This window comes from Desulfococcus sp. (assembly GCF_041737845.1).
In the GTDB taxonomy this organism is placed as follows: domain Bacteria; phylum Desulfobacterota; class Desulfobacteria; order Desulfobacterales; family Desulfococcaceae; genus Desulfococcus.
In genome coordinates this window covers 52,913-75,078 of the sequence record NZ_JBGSQX010000152.1, presented here as the reverse complement: position 1 = coordinate 75,078, position 22,166 = coordinate 52,913, and the positions used below count along the sequence as shown (strand labels likewise).

Here is a 22,166-nt window from a genome sequence, read left to right as displayed (position 1 = left end):
CACGCCGCGACACTCCAATTTCAGAAGAAAGGTTGATCTTCCATGGCAAAATTTTTCATCAACCGGCCGATCGTGGCGATCGTGATCTCCATCATCTTCGTCATCGTGGGGATCGTGGCGATTCTGGGCCTGCCAATCGCCCAGTACCCCGACATCGTCCCGCCGGAGATCGTCGTCAATACGACCTATGTCGGGGCCGACGCCCAGACCGTGGAGCAGTCGGTGGCCACCCCCATCGAGCAGGAGATGAGCGGGGTGGACAACATGAACTACATGTATTCCCTCAACGCCAACAACGGCGAGCTGAAGCTCTACGTCAACTTCGACGTCAAGACCGACCCCAACATCGACCAGGTGCTGACCCAGATGCGCAAGGCCCAGGCGGATTCCAAAATGCCCGCCGAGGTTCGCGATTACGGGGTCACGGTCAAGAAATCCACCTCTTCGCCGCTCATGCTGGTCGCGCTCTCCTCGCCGAAGGGCACCTATGACGCGACCTTCCTGGCCAACTATGCCTACATCAACCTGAACGACCAGCTTACGCGCGTTCCGGGGATCGCGAGTGTCACCGTTTTCGGCGCCGGGCAGTATGCCATGCGCCTGTGGGTGAAACCCGACCAGCTCGCCAAGCTGAACCTCACCGTGCCGGAGATCGTGGATGCCATCAAGAAGCAGAACACGGTAAACCCGGCCGGCCAGGTGGGCGGCGAACCCGTGCCGCCGGGCCAGGAGTACACCTACGCCATCCGCGCCCAGGGCCGACTGGAGAGCCCGGAGGAGTTCGACCGGATCGTGGTGCGGGCCAACCCGGACGGTTCGGTGGTGCGGCTGAGCGATGTCGCCCGCGTCGAGCTGGGCTCTCAGACCTATGCCATGTCCGGCCGGCTGAACGGAAAATCGGCCGCCGTGCTCGCCCTCTACCAGCTTCCCGGCTCAAATGCGATCGCTGCCGTGGACGGGGTCAACCGTCTCATGGAGGAGGTGAAGAAGAATTTCCCGGAGGACCTCGAGTACAGCATCCCCCTCGACACCACCCAGTCGGTGCGCGCGGGCATCGAGGAGATCCTGCATACCCTGGTCGAGGCCCTCGTGCTCGTCATCATCGTGGTGTTCATCTTCCTGCAGGGCTGGCGGGCGACCCTGATCCCGGCGCTGGCGGTGCCGGTTTCGCTGATCGGGACCTTCGCCATGTTTCCCCTGCTGGGGTTTTCCATCAACACGATCGCCCTCATGGGCCTGGTGCTCGCCATCGGACTCGTGGTGGACGACGCCATCGTGGTGGTGGAGGCGGTGGAGCACCACATCGAGCACGGCCTCTCTCCCAAGGAGGCGACCTTCAAGGCCATGGAGGAGGTCTCCGGGCCGGTGATCGCCATCGCCCTGGTGCTCTCCGCTGTCTTTCTCCCCACCATTTTCATTCCCGGCATCACGGGCAAGCTCTACCAGCAGTTTGCGGTCACCATCGCCATCTCGGTCATCATCTCGGCCTTCAACGCCCTGACCCTGAGCCCGGCCCTGGCGTCCCTGATCCTGAAGCCCAAGAAACAGGCCCGCGGCCCCCTGGGGGCGTTCTACCGCGGGTTCAACAATCTCTTTGGCAAAGCCACGAACGGCTACGTGAAGCTCTCCGGGTGGTTCATTCGCAAGTTCGTGATCAGCCTGATCCTGCTGGTGATCATGACCGGTGCCATCGGCGTGATCGGCAAGCGGGTCCCCGGCGGATTTCTGCCCGAGGAGGACCAGGGGTATCTCTACGCCGGGGCGCAGCTTCCGAATGCCGCTTCCCTGCAGCGGACGGACGAAGCCACCCGGGAGCTGGAGAAGATCATCATGGAGACCCCCGGGGTCGAGTACTGCACCACGGTGGTGGGCTTCAGCCTGCTGTCCGGGGTAACGAACACCTACAGCAGTTTTTTCTTCATCACGCTCAAGCCCTGGGACGAGCGAAAAAGCCCGGAGGAGCAATACGGGGCCATCATGGCAAGCCTCAACCAGCGCATGGGCCGGATCTCCCAGGGGGTCGCCTTTGCCTTCTCGCCGCCGGCCATCCCGGGCATCGGCACCTCGGGCGGGGTGACCTTCATCCTCGAGGATCGGGCCGGCAAGGACATCGCCTTTCTCTGGGAAAACGTTCAGAAATTCATGGAAGCGGCCAAGAAGCGGCCGGAGATCGCGCGGGTGACCACCACCTTCCTGCCCACGGTGCCTCAAATCTTCGTAAACGTCGACCGGGACAGGGTGCTCAAGCAGGGGATCGAACTGGACCAGGTCTACCGCACCCTCCAGGCCTTCATGGGCGGCTATTTTGTAAATTACTTCAACCGGTTCGGCCGACAGTGGCAGGTCTATATCCAGGCCGAGGGCGAATACCGCACCCAGGCGGAGCAGCTCGGCCAGTTCCATGTCAGAAATTCCGCCGGAAACACCGTGCCGCTCTCCGCCTTGACCACCATCGAAGAGCGCTCCGGACCGGAGTTCACCATGCGGTACAACCTCTACCGCGCAGCCCAGCTCAACGTCGTCTCCAATCCGGGGTTCAGCTCGGCACAGGCCATGAAGGCGCTGGAGGAGGTGTTCGAAGCCAGCATGCCTTCCGAGATGGGCTACGACTATCTCGGCATGAGCTTCCAGGAGAAAAAGGCACTCGAGGGGGTTCCGGTGTCGGTCATCTTCGGGCTGTCGATGGTGTTCGTTTTCCTGATTCTGGCCGCCCAGTACGAGAGCTGGTCCCTGCCCTTCAGCGTTCTTCTGGGCACGCCCATCGCGGTCCTGGGCGCGTTTGCCGGCCTGTTCATCCGCAACATGGAGTTCAACCTCTACGCCCAGATCGGGCTCATCATGCTGATCGGGCTTGCCGCCAAGAACGCGATTCTGATCGTCGAGTTCGCCAAGGTGGAGTATGAAAAGGGGAGGTCCATTGCGGATGCGGCCCTGGAAGGGGCGCGCCTGCGCCTGCGGCCGATCCTGATGACAAGCTTTGCCTTCATCCTGGGATGCGTGCCCCTGGCCGTCGCCACGGGGTCGGGAGCCGTATCCCGGCAGGTCATGGGCACCGGGGTCATCGGCGGCATGCTGGCGGCAAGCTTTATCGCCATTTTCCTGATCCCCATGACCTTCTACGTGGTGGAAAAACTGGCCCACCGGGGCAAGTCTGACGACGCACACGCTGCGACCGGGCCTCAAGATCTGGAACCGAAAGCGAGAAAGGGAGAGGAGCATGCGTAACGGAGTTCTGTGCTGCATACTGTTGATCATGGTGACGGGCTGCGCAATGGGGCCGGACTACAAGCGCCCCGTCGTCGATACGCCCGCCTCCTGGCGGTTTGAGGAGAAAGAAGCCCGGGACCTCGCCAACACGGCCTGGTGGGAGCAGTTCAACGACCCTGTCCTGAACGGCCTGGTCCGCACCGCCCTGGCGGAGAACAAGGACCTGATGATCGCCACGGCCCGGGTCGAGGAGTTCTTCGGCCGATATTTTTCCACCCACGGCGATCAGTACCCCTTTATCGGTGCCGGTGCCGGCGCATCCCGGGAGCGCGTGACCGAAGCGGGGCCGACCCCCATCCCCTCGGGCGTGGACTCGACCTTTGATTACTACGAGGCGTTCCTGAGCGGCAGTTGGGAGATCGATTTCTGGGGCAAATACCGCCGTGCTTCCGAGGCCGCCCGCGCCGAACTCTTCAGCACGGAGGAGGCCCGGCGGACGGTGGTCCTGACCCTGGTCAGCGCGGTGGCAACCACTTACGTGGAGATCCGGGCCCTGGACAAGCAGCTCGAGATCACCCATCGCACGGTGGAGACCCGGAGACAGACTCGGGGCCTGTTTCAGCTCCGTTTGGACAAGGGGATCATCCCGGAGATCGACCTGAGCCAGGCGGAAGCCGAGTACGAGGATGCCCTGGCGCGCCTCCCCGAAATCGAGCTTGCCATCGCACGGGCGGAGAATGCGCTCAGTGTTCTGCTTGGCCGCAACCCCGGCCCGATTTCCCGGGGACTCACTATCGACCAATTGATCCTGCCGGAGGTCCCGTCCGGACTTCCCTCCGACCTGCTGGAGAAACGTCCCGACATCCGGGCCGCCGAGCAGGACCTGGTCGCCGCCAACGCCCGGATCGGCGTCGCCAGATCGCTCTATTTCCCGACCATTTCCCTGACCGGTTCGCTCGGTACGGTGAGCACCGATCTGTCGGATCTCTTCACCGGCGAGTCCAAGATCTGGAGCCTGGGCGTTCCCCTGACCGTGCCGATTTTCTCGGCGGGCCGCATCGGCGGCGAGGTCAAGGGCGCCGAGGCCTTCCAGCAGCAGGCACTCTACAGCTACCTTCAAACGGTGCAGAACGCCTTCCGCGAAGTGGACGACGCCCTGGTCGACCGCGCCAAGTCGGCGCAGAAACTCCAGGCGCTGAGCAGACAGGCCAAGGCGCTGGAGAACTATGCCCGGCTGGCCAACATGCGGTATGACGAAGGCTTCACGAGCTACCTCGAGGTGCTCGACGCCGAACGCAGCCTGTTCAACGTCGAACTGTCGAAAGCCGCCGGCCAGAACGCCCTGTTTCGGGCATTGATCAACATTTACAAGGCCATGGGCGGCGGCTGGGTGGAGACCGCGGAGGCCGGCGTGACATCGCAACCGGTGAAGGCGGCGGGCTTTATTCCCTGACCGCAGAAACCACCTGGCGGGGGACTGAATGCTTCGCAACATCGCCATCGGCGCCATACTGATTTTCATGACAACCATTGTTCACGCAGGGGGAATGTTTCTGGCCTTGCGGCCCATCCGAGACCCTTCCGCCGCCGAAAGGTCGCCATCGCAGATTCAACGGGTGTTCAGCGTGGCGAGGGTCGTGATGATCATGTATCTCGTCGGAATCGTGGAGGTGCTGATCTGGGGCTTCGCTTATCTGGCCTTCGATGCCGTTGACGGATTCGAAAAGGCAGTTTATTTCTCGGCTGTCACCTTTACCACGCTGGGATACGGGGACGTGGTCCTCGACGGCAGCCGGCGCCTGCTGTCTTCCTTTGAAGCCATCAACGGCATCATCATGTTCGGCTGGTCGACCGCGATCGTCATTGCGGCCGTGCAGGACGCCTATTCCCGCCAGAAAACCATTAAATTATGATCGACATGGGCGAGGCAAGGGGGAATCCTGACACAACGGATCCGTTTGCGAAGAAATGAAGAGGATCGGCGAATGAAACACGTGCTCAACGAAATCCGTCACAACCCGCTCCTCTGGCTCCTGGCCTTTGTGCCGGTGGTTCTGGCGGTAGAGAAGCTCAAACCCGAAGCGCACACGCTGCTCTTCGTGCTCTCGGTGTGCGCCATCGTGCCCCTGGCGGCGTTGCTGAGTCACGCTACTGAATCCGTTGCGGCCAAGACGGGCGATGCGGTGGGCGGCTTGCTCAACGCCACGCTGGGAAACCTGACCGAACTGGTCATCGCCCTTACGGCATTGCGTGCCGGGGAATACATGCTGGTGAAGGCGTCCATCGCCGGCGCGATTGTCACCAATACGCTCTTCATGCTCGGCGCATCGTTTCTCCTTGGCGGGCTAAAGCACCACGTCCAGGAATACAACCGGATCAGCGCCCGAATGCAAGCCGGCCTGCTCGTCCTGGCCACGGTCGCGCTGTCGATTCCTTCGGCCGTCTCAAGGGCCGACGCCGTCGGGGGCGCAGCCTTCAGTCAGAAGCTGAGCGTGGGGCTCGCGGTGCTGCTCATCGCAGCCTATGGATTGAGCATGCTGTTTTCGCTTAAAACGCACCGGGAGCTGTTTGTCGCTGCGGAGTCCGGGGAGGCCGGAGAAGCGCCGTGGCCTGTGGGTGTGGCCATGGCTGCGCTGGCCGGCGTCACGGTCCTGGTGGCGCTGGTGAGCGAGGTGTTCGTCGAATCGGTGCAGAAGGCGGCGGAGGTCTTCGGGATGAGCCCCGCTTTCGTGGGGTTCATCGTCGTGGCGCTGGTCGGCGGTGCAGCGGAGATGGCCTCCGCGTTTTCCGGCGCGCGCAAGAATCGTCTGGACCTGAGCGTGGGCATCGCACTGGGCAGCGCGTCGCAGATCGCGCTCTTTGTTGCCCCGCTGCTGGTGCTTGCGAGCTATGTTATCGGGCCGACGCCGATGGGCCTGCAATTTTGGCCCGGCGCGGTGGTGATGATCCTCATCGCGACCTTCAGCGTGGCCTTTGTCACAAACAGCGGGCGATCGGCGTGGTTCGTCGGAGTGCTGCTGCTGATGGTCTACCTGGTCTTCGCCATGACGCTTTACCTGCTGCCGCCCCAAGGGAATTGAGAAGATGCGGCTGCATCAAGAACGACATTATCAGAAGCTTGGGAAAACCTGGATGAAAGGAAATGGATGATGAAGAAAGCGGTATTTACCATCGTTGGAGCGGTGATGATTTTTCTGTCTTACATGCCGATGTCCGATGCGGCGGATGAATATGTGGGATACATGGTTTTCAAAGGCGGATATTTCGGTCCTTCACAAGATTTTCAGAATGAAGACCTGGACGGCAAGGCTTACTGGGAGCTGGCGCTGGGAACGGACCTGGGAATGTTCGGAGTGGAGATCGGCACCGGATACATGACGACGGAAAACGATTTGATCGATGTGACATCCATACCGATCCTGCTGACCGGCAGACTTCAGTTTCCCATTGATATATTCTGCCCGTATCTTTTAGGCGGGATCGGCCTCTATTTTACGGACATGGAGCCCAGGGGACTTGAATCCGAAAACGAAACCAACTTCGGCGCCCACGCCGGTGCGGGCGCCGAAGTGCGTCTGCAGCAGTTGATCCTGGGGATTGAGGCCCGATATATCTGGGTAAATCCGGATTACAATGACGTTGACGTGGATCTGAACGGCTACACGGTGACCGGCAATATCGGATATCGGTTTTGAATGTTTTCTGTCGAGGCGGAACAATCACGGAATGAGGAAAATGCTCGCCGGATACATCAACAACCAGGTCATGGAGGCTGTTGCCGCCGAGCATAAAAAGGGGTACCGGTTGTATATCGGGTCATCGACTCGCTCATCCGGACCCCGGGCTTTGAGTAATGCCGCCCAACCTGTGAAGAATTTTACAAAGGAGACAAAATCATGACCGACAACAACAATACCCATGCGACGACTTGGATTTGCTGCCTTGCCCTGGCCGCGGCGATTCTCGCAGGCGGCTGCGCATCCTCGGGCGCCAACACCTTCGGCAGCGGCACCGGCGTTACCGTCACGGATCCGAGCCGCCTGACCCAAAGCGGGTTCCTGTCGGACTATGCGCGCCTGGCCCCGGTAACCTGGACAGAGGGCATCCAGTGCTGGCGGCAGGCAAACCTCGACGCGAAAAAGTTCGACAAGGTGTTGATCTCGCGAATGACCGTCACGCTGAAACCGGACCAGCAGAAGGGTATCGATCCGACCGACCTCAAGACGCTGACGGACTATTTCCACAACGCCATGGTAAAGGCGCTCGAACCCCAGATGCCGGTGGTCGAGAAAGCTGGGCCGGGAGTGCTCGGCATTCGCATCGCGCTGACCAATCTCGTTCCCACCGAGGTGTCCAGAAGCCTGACAGGAACGCTGGTGCCTTACGGGTTCGTTGCCGAAGCGGGTTCCGGCGTGGCTACGGGCCGGCCTGCCGGGTCCACGCCCTATCTCGGCGAGGCCGGCATGGAGATGCAGTTCATCGACGGCGTTTCCGGGACCGTTGTCGCCGAGTGCCGCGACACCCAGATCGGCCGAAAGTATGCGGCTGACCTGAATTCAGGGACTGCAGGCGCGGCCCAGACCTGGGCGAACGGGTATGTGAACTCCTTCCAGAGCTGGGCGTACGCCAAAAATGCCTTCGACAAGTGGTCCGTGCTGACAGCTAGGCGCCTGGCCGAGCTGCGCGGCACGGCGCCGGCGCAGTAGCCGGGTTTCCTGGAGAATCCTATTGGATGCGTCCGCAAAAAAGTCGATTTCCGGACGGTTTCGCAAAAAAGGCCGGGATACGGCTTGCGAATCCCGAGGTATGATGCGTACTTTACAGTAAGCCGCAGTGACGAAGGATACGGGTAACGCAGATATCGGTCCTTTTGCGAAACCGTCCTATTGAAACCACAAAAGAAGGAGGTTTGTATGATGAAATGGATTGCCGGCGCTTTGATTCTGGCAGGATTGATGATCAACCCGGTCCTGGCGGGCGACCTGAGTATCGAAGATTTCGAGGTCAAGACCACCAGGGATCTCATCGACCTTTGCACCGCCCCCCTCGATGACCCGCTCTATCCCAAAGCCATTCACTTCTGCCACGGGTATCTGGTGGGGGCATACCATTATTATGAGGCAAGCACGGCGGGCCCCAACGCATCGCCGATTGTCTGCCCGCCCGAAAAACGGCCCTCTCGGGATGAAACCATTCAGAAGTTCGTGGAATGGGCCAAAGCCCACCCGCAGTACTGGAACGAATTGCCGGTTGAGACCGAATTCCGGTTTTTGACGGAAATTTGGCCCTGCGCCAAATAGGAGGAATCGCGTCGGATGAAGACGTGGTTTCGGGCGCAGAAGGATTTGATGGAATAGAATGATTTTGAATGTGATCGGATTGTGAAAGGAGAGACCCATGAAAAAACTAGCAACTGTCCTTGTCCTGGTGATCAGCCTGGCGTTTGCGGGGTGCGCCGGCATGACAGATACGCAGCAGCGAACCCTGAGCGGGGCGGCAGTGGGCACCGTGGCAGGGACCGCGATCGGAGCGATGTCGGGCAATGCGGGCTGGGGCGCAGCAATAGGGGCCGCCGCGGGCGCCGGCGGCGGATACCTCTATGACAGGAATCAAAAAGCCAAGGAAGATGCCTATCGGCAGGGTTACGAACAGGGCAAGCAGAAATAGCAACGAGCCCGCTACGGCGCCGTTTTAACCGCTGACGCAGCGTCCGCCTGAGCGAATCCCGGCGGTACCTTGAGCCACGGGAAACCCTTCAACATCATGTCATAACCGGTGTTGTAAAGCGCGCGCATGTACTCGGTGTCGAATTCCTCCTTATGGGGCGCTTTGAAACTTGCCGGTATGAACCCGAGGTTGAAATCCACTTCGTCGCGCTCGGCGACGGCATAGATCCGGTAGAGGTCGCCAATGCCCTGACTGTGGATCAACGAAACGACCGCACGCCCGGCGATGCTGAGCGTTCTGCGTTCGACCTCGGCCCAGTCCGGGTCGAGCCGAGCGTTGCGGATCACGTAAAGCTTGCGCTCGCGATTCACGCCGATGGCCGCCGCTCCGTCTTTAATGCGGATTCCTGCCGGATATGCGAATACCTGCGCCATGATGCCTCCGTCCACGTGCATTTCCTGATAAGGCTTGCCGTCGACTTCCACATCAAACATGGTCGGTGGAAAACCGCCTGGAATCGAGGCGGATGCAATCATGATTTTAACAAAAAGATCCAGAGCCTTAGGGCCGCCGTAGGTCGCGATTTTCCCCATGTCCCAGATGATCGGGCGGCGTGCATCGAGGTCGGCAGTGGCAATCAAGAGAAAGCGGCCCTTCGCATACTCCGCAGCGACCTTCTGAAGCAATTCCTCGTTCACGGTTTTTCGCGTCAGGTTCATCAGTGGTGCATTGTCCGCCATTGCGTCGCTCAAGACGCCGGAGATGAAAATGCGCGGCGCGATGACGTCTTTCGGGGAGATCGTGGTATAGACCTTTTTCAGCGTCGCGTCGTAATCCGGCCCGAGGAAGGCGAAAGGTGCAATCAGCGCGCCCGTGCTGATGCCGGTAACGAGTTTGAACTCAGGGCGCGTTCCGGTCGCTGTCCAGGCATTCAGCACCCCCGCGGTGAAGGCGCCATTGTCACCCCCACCCGAAATCGCCAGAAAAACCGCCGGAGGTATCGGCCCTTTGTGCCCTTGTTTCAGGAGATCATCCTGCTCCCGCCGCAGCGCCGCCATCGCAACCCGGGTGAGCGCGGTCATGTCGCCGCCTGCGACATACCGTACCCCGGGCATTCCCGGGATTTCCGCTTTTGATGTCAACGGGGACGGAACCGCCGGCAGGCGCGGGGGCGCCATCGCGCAGCCCTGCACCAGCAACAACAAGGCCGCCATGAGATAAGTGGATTTCATCATCAATCATTTCCTTTTTGATGGGATGTCGACTGGGCGCGGCTTGCCGGACGACGCTTCAATAACCGGTGTCTTTTGATGGATTTGGTCATATCACGAGTTCGATCTCACCCCGCGTCCACGTCCTGTCGAACCAGCTTCTGTAGAAACTGAAAAAAACCTTTGAAAATATGAAGGTAAGCGCCTGTCGGCTTCCGGTTCTTTGTGGGGGATGATACTGTATTGACTTTAAAATCAATATATTATCAAATAGCCCTGATCGAAGGGAGAGCCAAAATATGCAGGAAGACTGTAGCACAACGATCCCTTTTTAACCAGTCCATTGAACAGTGATGAGATGGATCGCTCCGGCCGCAACGAGCTTGACACCCACCGCCACGATCTGAGAGACTGGAAACTTGGACGACCCTGTATGAAGTGAACATCAGCCCGTTTTGGTCTGAGGAATCCGTGATGCGCTCAATAACCTTCAGGGAAATGGAGGCATTTCAATCCATGCGCTTAAACCTGACAACGGCGGCGGCCTTTCTGCTGATATGGCTCTATCCCCTCTCTTCATGGGGGTTGAAATGCTTCATGGTGTCGCCTGACACGGGCTTATACGGTACCGCGCGCTGGGTGAAGGTGAACGAAAAAGATACGCTTCTCGATATCGCCCGGGACCTGGGCCTTGGATACAATCAGATCACTGCGGCCAACCCGGGCATCGACCCCTGGGTGCCGCCCAAGGGGAGCGTGGTGCTTGCCCCAATGGCCTTCGTTCTCCCTCAAAAGCGTATCCCTTCCGGCATCGTCGTAAATCTGGCGGAGATGCGGCTGTACTATTTCTTCTCGAACGGGGGCCACGACTATTTCTTCACCGCCCCCATCGGCGTCGGCGCGGAGGGCTTTCTCACCGAATTGGGCACCTACCAGATCAAAAGCAAGACCCCCAACCCCGCCTGGGTGGTGCCGGAATCCATCCGGAAGGCGGAGCCCGACCTCCCGGCCGAGGTGCCGCCGGGGCCGGACAACCCGCTGGGCGACTACGTATTCCGCCTTTCCCGATTGCTATACGCCATCCATGGCACCAACAAACCCTGGGGTGTTGGCAGAAGGGTGAGCCACGGCTGCATCCGCATGTACCCGGAGGACGTGGCGGCGCTTTATCCCGTGGTGCCCGTGCAGACGACGGTCGAGGTCATTTATGAACCGATCAAATTTGGATGGGGAGACGGGAGGTGTTGGGTACAGATCTTTGACGACTTTGACAATCGGATCGACAATCCGCTTTCGAAGGTGCGGGAGCAGCTCGCGGATTTTGAATCCGCCGTGGGTCCGCTGGAGGTCGATTTCAAGGCCCTTTTCTGGGCCTTGAAGGAAAAAACCGGGGTGCCCACGGCGGTCGCGCGCCTGAAAAGCCCCTGAACAGGGGAGGGCTACTTCCTCAGGGATTTGTCGAAGATGCGCTCCGCCTTCAGGGCCGCGGCTTCTGCGCGCTCGGCGGCCATCTGGGCGCTGGTTGCCGCCTGCTCCGCATTTCCGGCAGTGGTTTCAAGGCGTGAAACCATCTCCTCTGCCTTGGCGGCTGCGGCCTTGGCCTCCTCGGCAGATTGCCTTGTGCTCTCTAAAAGAGCCCTGTCTTCTTGGCTGAGGGTTGCGCAGCCCCCAAACCCTGCAAGGCACAGAAGCGCAACAAGGATCATCGTGGACAGCCTGCGTTTCATTTTTGACGTGAACATCTTTCATCCTTCTTTCTTGTAAGTGTAAAAGGTGAGATTCATCTGAATTTATGTTAACTTATCCCGTTTTAAAAAGTCAATTCCTAATATTGTTGATCCTGGCTCTTTCCACTGTAACTGCCCTGGCGGCAGAACCGCCGCCCCTGACCAGGAAAATCCTCGTGATTGACAAGGCCAAACAGCATTTGGTCCTGGTCACGGACGGGAAGCCGAGTGTCCAATTTCCGGCCTCCTTCGGAGTCGACCCGAGTTCCGACAAATCCAAGGCATTGGATTGCGCAACCCCCGAGGGGCTCTATCATATTGCCTATAAAAAAAACAAAAGCCGCTTTCACCGGGCGTTGGGCCTGTCCTACCCGACGCTTGCCAATGCAGGAAAAGGCCTGGCTGCGGGGGTGATATCCCCGGGGGAATACAAACGGATATACGAGGCTGTCCGGAAATCGAGACCGGCGCCCCACAATACCGGTTTGGGAGGCGGTATCGCCATCCATGGGGGAGGGGTTTTCCGATATTTCGACAAGGCCAGGGAGAGAGACTGGACCGAGGGGTGCATCGCACTGAATAACCCGGACATCGAAACGCTCTTCGATGTATCCAGGCCAGGTGACCCGGTGGTCATCTATAACAGCCGCAGGAACCTCTACGGCATCATCCGGCCGTTTACCCGCGTCCGAAAGATTGACGGGAGAGGAGTGCCCATCTGCCCGGGCGGAGTCTGCACCTATCAGGCCGAGCTCCCGACCTCCCTGGGCCGGACGAGCTTCACCATCCGGGAGGGAAAAGGCTATGGTCGCTCCCTTCAGGTGTTGGTGGATAACGCCGATGCCCGGGAGAAGCCGCTCCTGGTCCTTGTCGATCGGAATGCCGACGGGTTTCTGTCTGCCCTGGACAGTATCCGCGGCCCTGTTGCGGATAAAGCCCGGCCCGATGCAATCTATAGAATGGTGAGAGAGGCGGTGATTGCCGCCCTTTCCAGGGGGGACATATCGGCAGCGGGCCCCGGGCGACAGATCCCCGGCTTCCCGTGAACATCCGCTGGGCGTGTTGTTGACTGATCAGGACAATGGGAAACATGCGCATGAGCCTTCCTCCTTCAAACCAAAAGCATTATGAAGACGAAATTTATTGGGCTTGGTCCACCCATTGGTACTCGTAGTTGCATGCCCCGGAGATTTGCCCGTTGATCGCGCCGAGCAGGACCCGGACCACCAAATATTCGCCGGGCTTTCCCTGCCGCGGGGTCAACTCGACCGGCGCGTCCTGAAACTTGCGGTACATGCCGGTGGTGATTTGAGGGATCCAGTCATAATCTCCAGTCGATGACTTCCAGTAATCGAAGTTCCGCAACCGGCTGTCACCATATATCCACTGGAAGTGGGTCCCATTATCCCCCTTGTCGCTGGATTCGGGCTCCGTCCGGGTGACCAGGGTGAAGGGCTGATCGGAAAGCATCCACTTGGGCGGTTCATCCCAAAAATGTCTTACCTCGCCTTTCACGCGGGACGGCCAGGCAGTGGATGCCGACGTCTCCTCGATTTTGGTCAGGAATGTCTCCTCCAGAAAATGCGGTTCGGGCTCATACCCCAGGCTTTCGATGTAGGCGTCGCGCGACGTCTCGGACCAGGATCGAAGGAGGACCCAGGCCGGGCCTGGAGGCTTCACTCCAGAATCGGGAAGGGGTGCTCCGCCTGCCGCCGGAACGTCCTTGGTCATCACGGCCGGTGTCCCATGGGGGGGGGATGAGACGGAATCGGCTTTTTCGGCCGCGGAAGCCGGAGCATCCTGCACAGCGGACGAGGGCTCAAAATCCTCCCCTTTTTCGTCCGGCATCGTCTCCTCGTCGGCCGAAGGCGCCATGCGATCGCGCAAGTCAAGCAGAAACTCACGCTGCTCCCGGGTCAGGTCGAGTTTCCCTTCGCCGGCTTCGCCCAGCCACTGCGCAATGCGGTTTTTGTCCGCATCCAAAAGATCGTGCCCAAGATCTCGAAGCTGCACGGCCATGGCAGCCGTGGACCCGGGTACCATCCGCCAGGCCCACAACGCTCGGACCGTGAGCCGCCCTTCGCTGTGAAGCCTGACCAACTCGGGGGGCAGGGAATCGCAGGCGGGTTCGGACGCATGCAGCGGCTGGGTCATGACCATCGCGACGAGTACACAGAAAAACCACGATTTCATCATTCCTCCTCAATATCTGCCTCTTCCGGGACGAGCATGTCCCCGTTCCAGGCCCTTGGCTTGTTCGGCCATTGTTAGGATCCTCAGAAAACCAAACAATCAGGCAGGTTCCTGCAACTGTTTGGCGACATCGCGCCCGGCGGATTCCTGTCCGGCGGGCACGGGAACCCGGACGTTGACGCAGTTACGGGTAACATGGAGCGATCGCCCGGCCACCATCCAATAGGAGTAGACCACGTGCAGATGAGGCAACGGTTTGGTGTTGAATTCGACCGAATCGAGCCTGGCCCCCAAGGTGCCCCAACTGTGCACGGAGCCGTTCAAATATATCCCATCCTTCGCGATATAGACCTCTCCGGTCCGGCGGAGGTGGCGACGGCAGGCCAGCCGGGGCATGAGCACGGCCAGAATCCACAAAAACGCCATGAGCCCCATCAGTACGCCGAAGACCCAAACCGAAGCCCCGTCACGCATGACGGCCATGAACCCCAACCCGATGACCAGGCTGATGGCGAAGATGAGCCACCACAGCGCCATCTTCTCCGAGGCTTCCTCCCCGAAATTCCACTCCACGAAACGTGTCCATTCTTCCGGGGCGTAGGTGAAATGCGCCAGGCATCCGCCGCCGATCATGCGGCGCAGCAAGGCTGCCTGGAGACCGAAAAGCCACACCCCGAGCAGGGCGCCAATGAGAAAAAGGCCGCCCATCAGGATCGAGGCATAACTGAACCCGGAACCGACATTCTGATAGAGGAAGGGCCAAAGAATTGCTCCGGCGAAAAGGAGAGCAAGTACAGCCGACCAGCGCATGCCTTTCCCGGCAGAACTGCCTGCCACCAGGCCGGCCGTTCCGCCGCGGACAAAACCAAAAAGCATGGCCCCGGCTCCTCCGGCCAACAGCAAGGCCCAGTGCTGCCGATAGGGAAATTCGATTTCCGGGGGAATGTGATGCGACTCGAAATCCTTGGCCGGGATGACCTGGTATTCCAGGTATCGTATGCCTTCCGCGTCCCGCCACTCCAGATAGCGGCTTGTCCCGGGCAGGACCGAAAAAGGATAAACCTTCGGATCGACAAAGGACACGGCTGCGCCCTTTTGGGCAAGATTCGCCTCAAGCCTGCTGAAAATTCCACCCCAGGCCGGGTCTGTCCCTGTCACGACCTGGCCGGCGGTTCGTGAAGCGATGAACTGCGTCAGCGGCTGGGGCTTGCTCACGGACTGAAAGAAGGGCTTGCGTGCCCCCCGGAAACCGGACGGCGCATAACGTGCCTCATACAGCTTTTCCCAATGGATCAGTTCCGTCCGCAGCAAGAGCGGCGCTGGGAACCACCAGGCCGCGGCCGCGGCCAGGATGACGAAAGTGGCAAGAATCTGTCGCAACATCAGGCGCATCATTTCCCCCGTGCCGTTGTTGGGGCCTCCCGGGCCCCGCATGTCCACCCAACATCGCCCGTGGGCTCACTCCTCCGCGACAGTGACGCTCTGCCATGTCCGGCCCTGTGTCTATGAGGCGTCGGGAACGTCCGAAGCCTCTGAATCTTTGTCGCCCGGGCCAACGGAAAAGGTCTGGAGCACGGCGTCTATGGTGGCCTGGCTGCCCTTTTCGCCGCGGAACAGGAGCAAGGCCACGCCGCGATTTCCGCCCAAGGAGGGGAAGAGCAGGTTGATGGTCGGACCGTCGTCGGCCCGCAGGACGTCAACTCCGCCAAGACGGATGGAGCGAGCATCGGTCAGATCCTTTTTGGCCAGGGCATAATCCATGGAGATTCCGCCGGACACGCCATGCAGCGGGGCATCGAAACTCCCGTCCCAATACAGATCGAGTTTCTCCACATCCGATTCTTCTCTGGTGATATGCTGCCAGGAAGACGGAACCGCGAAATGGACATTGCCGATGGTCACGGGCGTCCAACCTTTGGGAACCGTTGACGCTTCTCCGGCTTTTATTCCGGGTTGTGGGAGAACTGCTGATAGATTCTCGCTCGTTTTCTGCTGCGTACCGGAAGCGTCCTGCCTTCCGGTTGTTTGGCCGGCCGCCCCTGATTTCTGCCGGGCTTGCCCTTTGATCAACGCCACATATTTTTCCAGTTTCTTTACCCGGTCCGCTACTGCCGCATCAGGCGAAAGTCTGAGCCCTTCCCTGTATTTTTCCAGAGCCGCTTCGTAGTTTTGTTCTTTTTGCAGCTGTTTGGCCTCATTCCACAAGGACTCCGCCGCCTGCAGCGGCGTCAAGGAAGACTGGCCGGAAGGAGCGGATGACGCTCCCTTCTGGGCCTCGGCTAAGCGATTCTCTGCCATAAGAGCCTTTTTCCCGGCGAGTTGCGCGTCAATCCGCCCCTTGTCCCCGCGCAGCTTTTCCGCCAAAGCCGTCGCTTCCGTGTCCTTTGGATCCAGTCGCGCCGCATCTTGAGCATCCTTGACGGCACCATCGTAATCGCCTTTACGAACCTTGTCCTTCGCACGCTGAACCAACTTTTTCGCGTCGACGGCAACCGGGACCTTCTGCCGCCCCTGTCCGACGGCTTCCTGGGGTACGCTGGCCGAAAAACTCCCGGAGCCCTCGCCCAGCTCGACGTCATTGCGATCACGCACGGTCACGACCAATTCGCAGGTTCCAGGAGCATTGGCGATGACCCGAGCAACGCTGGATGAGGGATTGTTCACCCGGCAAGGACCGTTTGCGGCTGACCACTGGTACTTTACCGGGCCGCTCAGCACGGCCGGTTCCACGCCGGCTGAAAATTCCACAATCTGGTCTACGGAAATGGCCTTTTCCACGGTTACCAGCCCAACACCTTCCTTCCAAACCTGCGGCGGCGGCCCCATGGCCTTTGGGGCCGAAACCTTCACCGCGTATTTCCTGGCCGCGATGGCCGCCCTGGCCTCTCCCAGGTCCTCGCCGCTGAAAGGCACGCGGGCGTTGACCTGAATTTCGGCCGGCTTGTCATCCTTGAGGTAAAAGGTGATCTCGCGGTTGTCCTTTGACGTCATGGTATGTTTGGCGTTTCCGGGTACGGGCATCCAGCGGAAGTCGATCTCTTTGACCTCGGGCTGCACCGTGAGCCTGGCCTTGACCTCCTGCCCCACCATGGGCGCGCGGGGTTCAAAGGCAAGGTCCAGCCGAGGCTTGACGATTTCTATTTCCAGTGGGTCCGACTTGGCGATGGTGCCGGTGGCGTCGACGGCGCTGACCCAGACCCCCGTGGTGCCGGGATTGGAAAACACGGCCGTGGTCGAACCGATAGCCGTATCATAAGGCGTGAAGGCGACTTCCGGGTGGGGATCAAAATGGAATCGCAGGTCGCCCTCCGGCTTGTCGCCGGTCAATGCCGCCTTGAATGTCACGGGCGTCCCGACGGTGACCGGACCGGTCTGGGGAGACACGCGGGTCAGGGTGACCTGGTATTTCTTTTCTTTCTTTTCCGTTTCCGAACCGGATTCCACGACGGGCGTGCCTGTGGTGACGGAACTCTCCTGCTGCTTCTCATGCAGGGTCAGCCCCTGGATAATGGCCATGGCCTCGGCCTTGCCCGCCTTGGCCTGGGCCATGGCGTTGGCCTTACCGGAATTATCCCAGCAGCTTCCACCGTAGACGCTGAAATCGATGCTGATCATCCGCCGGTCGCTTTCATGCAGAACGATGGCATGGCCATGAACATGCGCAGTCCCATCCTTGTATCCGGCCATGGGATTGCCGAAACCGTTCTTGTACTTGAGCGTGGTCGTGATCAGTTTGCCCTTGTAGCTGCCGATGGAAAACGGCCCCAGGGACTCCTCTTCAGGGTACCAACCGCTGTTTTTGACAAGGCCGCGAAGCTTTGCATCGATTTCTTCGGGACGCGGGAGAAAGCTGCTTTCGAGCTTGGCGCTGACCGTGCCGTGCACGGTTTGCGCCCGGCAGTTTTCCGACTTCGCCGAGATCTCGCGCATCATCTTGGCCGACCAGTACCGCGCCTCGTTGTGTCCGACCTTCCATCCGCCGGCCAGGCCCGAACCGAACCATTCGGATTGCGTGTCAACGCGCTGCGCCACAGGGGCGGGAACGGATTCAGAAACAGATTCTTCATTTTTTTCCGTCCGTTCTTTGTTTTCGGGAGTCGCTTTATTCGGGGAGGTGCTTCCATTGGTGGTTTCTCCCCCGTCCTGTTGGCCGTCCTTTTTTTCTCCAGCCTTGTCCTTTTCATCGCTCTTCTTGACCGGGCTCACCGTCGCGATAGCGTTGACCAATACCTTGGCCCGACTTGGATCCAAATGATCCAACAATGCAACGGTCACGATTCCCTTGGAATCCGCCTTGAGGGATATTTCCTCGCCGCTTCTGCTTGAAGGGATAAGTCCTCCCGTTGCCTTCCAAAACCAATAATTATCCCTGGGCGGGGTGCCGCCCGCAAGTTTCACCTTGGCCGTGATCTCCGTTCCTTCCTCGGGCGTCTCGTCGGACAGGATCAGCTCGATCTTCAAGGCGGCCAAAAGACAGCTTTCCAGGGCCTTCCCCCCGGAGCCCGCCATCTCTGTTGCCCTCTCGAATTCGTTTTGCGCAGAGATCAGACGGATTTCGTAATCTTTACCTGTTTCTCGGTAGAGATCCGCTTCGGACGAGGCCAGGGCATAGGGGATCGCTGCGACGAAGGTCATGAGTGCATCTTGAAACGCTGCAGACTCTGCTTCCCCTAAAAGAGACGGCCCACCCAATGCCGTCAGGCTGTCGCGTTGCTGCGTGTAACGCTGCACCGCCGAATCGTAGGCGCCGGCCCAGACGGACTCCCCTTCTGCCAATTGCTTATAATAGATGGATAGATTCTCAATAAACGAGACCTTGTAACGCAAAGGGGCCAGAATATCGAAACACTTCTTGTGGCACTCGTTGCCGGGATCGAACTTTGTCACCGGCTGCTCAAAATCATCCAGCAGCTTCTCGAGGTGGATGATAGCGCCCTTTCGCCCATTTTCCATGTTCGCGAACAGGGTGTTGACACGATCTGCATCCAATTCGGGAAAACCCGTCAGATGCCAACTCGAGGGAATATACGGCACGGAACTCTCCCGGAAGAGATCCCCGACGCGGCGAAGTTTGCCCGCCATGTTCTGATACGCCTTGAGGTAGTGCTCGTAGATCCTGAGTTTCGAGAGCGGCAAACTCTCTTGCTCCCAAACGTTTTTAATGATCCGCGAGTAGGCTTCGACGGATGCTTCGGCATGGCGAATCAGAACCGGGCACTTGAGTTCGTCCTGGAGCGCCTGGAGTTCCATCTTCATCCGCTCCACTTCTGCGTCATAATCCCTGGCCGCCCGCATCTCGTCCTCAGCCCAGCTTTTGAGCTGCATAACGGTCTGGTCGAGGGCCCTGGTCCTGACCAGGGCATAGGCCCGGAAAAGGGCGAGCCCGCCTTTCCCCCCCCGAGCTTCAATCTTGTACTTGGCGGTAAACTCGTCCTCCCATTCCTTGTCGCTGAAATTCGGGTAAAGAGACTTCAGGGCATCCCGCAGATCTGCCATGGCCTTGTATTGAGGCATGACGTACTTTTCGGCGTAGCCCCTGATGGAATCGTTGATGGTCGCCCCTTTTCCCAAGAGCCCGTCGGCCTTTGCGGACTTGTAGGGTTTGTCTCCTTTGGACGTCAGCAGGTCGTCGTAGGTCAGGGCGTGGAGACTGCCCTCCCGGTCGAGAAGGCCTTTGAGTTCTCGCGGCTTCCGGTCCATGGCCCAATCGCCTGATTCCACCCAGGCCTGGATCAGGTTCTGGGCCTGACGCGCGTCGTACACGCCGGCCGCAAGAGGCTTGGCCGCCAAGGAGATGCCAATGATCACCGCAGGCAATTGCCCGCCCGGAACGCATCCCATGATGCCGATGGAAATCCACAGCCCCGCTTCGAGTGCTTTGCCCTTGTCGCCCTCGTACCAGGCCTGTCCTCCGGTGATGAGACCCTGAGCGAAATCGCCCACCACGGGAAGGGCCGTGACCCAGGCATTGCCGAGTTCAAGATTTTCCTCCTCGGGGGAAAGGCTGCGGTTGAACATGATGTCATAGGTCATATACAGGCCGGTGGCGACACCCACAAAGGCATCCAGTGCCCCTATATCCGAACCCGCGTCCCCCAGTTGCGCCCAGTCTCTGCTGAAGATGAATTCGTGAAGTTTCGACTGAAACTGCCTGACGCTGAGTCCGGACTTGGCCAACTGCGCCCCGAGCCTGCTTTCCAGTTGCGCAAGCTGCCTGGCCCCTCCGGGAAGCTTTTGACGGACGCTTCTGTGAACGCGCAACTCATCGGGCGACCATCCGCGGTGCAAAAGATCGGACTCCGGCAGGTCCCTGAACTCTTTGCGAAATAACGCCAAATCCGTGCTGGGGGATTGGATGAGCGCCCCCGAGGTCTTTTGCCTCCAGGCCTCCATGAGGCTGTCCAGAGCCTGGGGATCATCCACCACGTCGAACATGCCGGCGCTGGAGATGAGCATGATCTCCTTTCTGGCCTTCTTGACACTGGCCGCGACATCCGCCGGAAGCTTTCCCTCCTTCTCGAACAGGGCCAGGGCCGCTTTGTACTGTTCATCATCAATCCGTCGCAGATCTTTGAGTATCTTCAGAACACGCAGGGTGATTTCGCCACCCTCGTCGGCCAGCAGGCGCATCTGTTTCTTGATGTACCTGATGGTGATCTTGCCGGCATCCGACTCCCCGAATTTGGCCTCAAGCGTAGCGATAAAGCGCTTTTGCGCCTCGTCGGGCACATCCCGGAGGATATCGAGTCCGCTCGACATCTCGTTGAGATCGAATTTCAGCCGCGCCTTGGCCACGAGGTCGCCGATGACATCGTCCGCATTGTCTGGCGGAGAGGAGAGAAGGTGCGACGACAATTCATTCACCAATTTCTCGGCATCCAGAACCATCTGTGTTTCAGTCCAGTGATAGAGAAGTTCCGAAAGGCTCTTTCGGATGGCCTCCTCGGTCAACCCCGTCTCCTGCAAAAGCTGCTTGAGCTTCTCTGGATCCTTGGCGATGGCGTTGGCGACGAGGAAGGGGCTGAGATTCTCCTTGTTCAAGGATTTGGCGATGATGGCGGGATCCAGGTCCTGATAGATGCGATGCATGTATTTGGCCGTATCGGACAGGCCGCCCTTCTCGTGCTTGAAGAACATGGCGAAATCCGAGGCGGTTTTTGAAAAAATCAGATTCCCCTTCCCTCTGAAGGCGTTGAATCCGACGCGCTCGGCGATTTCCCGGGGTACAGCCGCAAGCCCCCCGGATTTAAGGATCCAGGCGCCCTGCTCGGGGTCGAACATAAAAATCCGCATTTTCTCGGGATTCTCGAGGTACATGCGGCTCCACCATTCTTGTCCCGCCGCGCCGCGGTACATGTCGGGGGAAGTGGACGCGATGTGAGCTTCGTAATTTTTGCCAAGGGCTGTCCAAAGATCCTCATGAAGTTTCTTTTGCACGGAGGCCGGACTCTCTCCTTGCGCCAAGGCATCCCGGATACCGAGATACATCCTTTCGAGATCCTTGTAGCCAAAATCCGGAACGTCCGAGACCACCAGGGACAGGGTATCGATGGACAGCTTGCGGGGAACCTGCAGATTGCGGGCGCCTGCCAGAATTTCATCGCCTGCGATATTCTTGGCGATGATCGCCGACGTGGCCTCTTCGAAGGCTTGGTTCACCTTGCCCCGAGCTTCCTCGATGCGTTTGCCGAAGTACACCATGTCCATATCCCGCCCGGGCTTCCATGAGCCTGTCGCGCCGAAGACGGCCTCGGGTTCCCCCATGCGCGCGGCTGCGGACCTGGCCGATCGCCCCGCCATCTCGATACGCAGCTTCTCGACCCTCACCCGGTATCGTTCAGGGAGATGCTTCATGTTCTGCTCATACCATTTCAAATCACGGGTCATCAGCAGCAGCGATGCATCCGTGGGCGTTTTTTCGGCCCGGATCGCATCGAGGATGTGCCGGCCGAGATCGTCGGCATGCGAAAACACCGACAGGGAAACAGAGACGAGGAAAACGATGGATGAGAAGAGTCTGCGAAACATGGATCCTCCACAACGGGGCTTCGTGAGGTTCTCCCTGAAAAAGTTCCCCCGTGTTGCCTCAAGGCGTTATCTGCCCCCCATATCGGGGCAGCAAAAAAATAGAAATGGACAGCGACATTGTATATGAACGCTT

15 protein-coding genes are annotated in these 22,166 nt (G+C 59.4%); 10 read left to right on the top strand and 5 right to left on the bottom strand.

The annotated features are described in order from the left end of the window. Positions 1-42 precede the first annotated feature (42 nt). The 8 genes from ACEW8N_RS19050 (at position 43) to ACEW8N_RS19015 (ending at position 8,874) form a co-directional block, all read left to right on the top strand. Positions 43-3,225 (top strand): efflux RND transporter permease subunit, encoded by a 3,183-nt coding sequence (locus ACEW8N_RS19050; RefSeq protein ID WP_373501448.1) that lies wholly within the window; start codon positions 43-45, stop codon positions 3,223-3,225. After that, positions 3,218-4,660 (top strand): efflux transporter outer membrane subunit, encoded by a 1,443-nt coding sequence (locus ACEW8N_RS19045; protein WP_373501447.1) that lies wholly within the window; start codon positions 3,218-3,220, stop codon positions 4,658-4,660. Before ACEW8N_RS19050 ends, ACEW8N_RS19045 begins: the two co-directional genes overlap by 8 nt. 28 nt (positions 4,661-4,688) lie before the next feature. Beyond that, entirely contained in the window at positions 4,689-5,120 is a 432-nt protein-coding gene (locus ACEW8N_RS19040) for a potassium channel family protein (RefSeq protein ID WP_373501446.1), read from the top strand. A gap of 72 nt (positions 5,121-5,192) precedes the next feature. Then, complete coding sequence (gene cax, locus ACEW8N_RS19035) at positions 5,193-6,287, top strand: calcium/proton exchanger (protein WP_373501445.1); 1,095 nt, start codon at positions 5,193-5,195, stop codon at positions 6,285-6,287. Between the two features lie 66 nt (positions 6,288-6,353). Then, entirely contained in the window at positions 6,354-6,902 is a 549-nt protein-coding gene (locus ACEW8N_RS19030; protein WP_373501444.1) for an outer membrane beta-barrel protein, read from the top strand. Positions 6,903-7,103: 201 nt separating this feature from the next. Further along, positions 7,104-7,913, top strand: a complete 810-nt coding sequence (locus ACEW8N_RS19025) for a DUF3313 domain-containing protein (RefSeq protein WP_373501443.1) — start codon at positions 7,104-7,106, stop codon at positions 7,911-7,913. Positions 7,914-8,120: 207 nt separating this feature from the next. Next, a complete protein-coding gene (locus ACEW8N_RS19020) occupies positions 8,121-8,507 on the top strand; it encodes a Rap1a/Tai family immunity protein (protein ID WP_373501442.1) in 387 nt (128 codons plus the stop codon). Between the two features lie 97 nt (positions 8,508-8,604). After that, positions 8,605-8,874: a YMGG-like glycine zipper-containing protein gene (locus tag ACEW8N_RS19015; RefSeq protein ID WP_373501441.1), complete on the top strand. Its 270-nt coding sequence runs from the start codon at positions 8,605-8,607 to the stop codon at positions 8,872-8,874. Positions 8,875-8,885: 11 nt separating this feature from the next. Here the strand turns inward: ACEW8N_RS19015 and ACEW8N_RS19010 are convergent, their stop codons facing one another. Continuing rightward, complete coding sequence (locus tag ACEW8N_RS19010; RefSeq protein WP_373501440.1) at positions 8,886-10,109, bottom strand: patatin-like phospholipase family protein; 1,224 nt, start codon at positions 10,107-10,109, stop codon at positions 8,886-8,888. A 450-nt stretch (positions 10,110-10,559) separates the two neighbouring features. Between ACEW8N_RS19010 and ACEW8N_RS19005 the strand changes: the two genes are divergently transcribed. Then, positions 10,560-11,513, top strand: coding sequence for a L,D-transpeptidase family protein (locus ACEW8N_RS19005; RefSeq protein ID WP_373501439.1), 954 nt, complete (start codon positions 10,560-10,562; stop codon positions 11,511-11,513). 11 nt (positions 11,514-11,524) lie between these two features. Here the strand turns inward: ACEW8N_RS19005 and ACEW8N_RS19000 are convergent, their stop codons facing one another. After that, on the bottom strand, positions 11,525-11,827 hold the full coding sequence (locus ACEW8N_RS19000; protein ID WP_373501438.1) for a hypothetical protein: 303 nt from the start codon (positions 11,825-11,827) through the stop codon (positions 11,525-11,527). 161 nt (positions 11,828-11,988) lie between these two features. Here ACEW8N_RS19000 and ACEW8N_RS18995 point away from each other — a divergent pair, with 161 nt between their 5' ends. After that, positions 11,989-12,858, top strand: coding sequence for a L,D-transpeptidase family protein (locus ACEW8N_RS18995; RefSeq protein WP_373501437.1), 870 nt, complete (start codon positions 11,989-11,991; stop codon positions 12,856-12,858). 94 nt (positions 12,859-12,952) lie between these two features. Here the strand turns inward: ACEW8N_RS18995 and ACEW8N_RS18990 are convergent, their stop codons facing one another. From ACEW8N_RS18990 to ACEW8N_RS18980, 3 genes are all read right to left on the bottom strand, one after another. Beyond that, positions 12,953-14,008 carry a hypothetical protein gene (locus ACEW8N_RS18990; RefSeq protein WP_373501436.1) on the bottom strand — a complete coding sequence of 352 codons (1,056 nt, stop codon included), beginning with the start codon at positions 14,006-14,008 and terminating at the stop codon, positions 12,953-12,955. 96 nt (positions 14,009-14,104) lie between these two features. Next, positions 14,105-15,388, bottom strand: coding sequence for a hypothetical protein (locus ACEW8N_RS18985; RefSeq protein WP_373501435.1), 1,284 nt, complete (start codon positions 15,386-15,388; stop codon positions 14,105-14,107). 120 nt (positions 15,389-15,508) lie between these two features. Further along, on the bottom strand, positions 15,509-22,033 hold the full coding sequence (locus ACEW8N_RS18980) for a PspA/IM30 family protein (RefSeq protein ID WP_373501434.1): 6,525 nt from the start codon (positions 22,031-22,033) through the stop codon (positions 15,509-15,511). Positions 22,034-22,166: the final 133 nt, after the last annotated feature.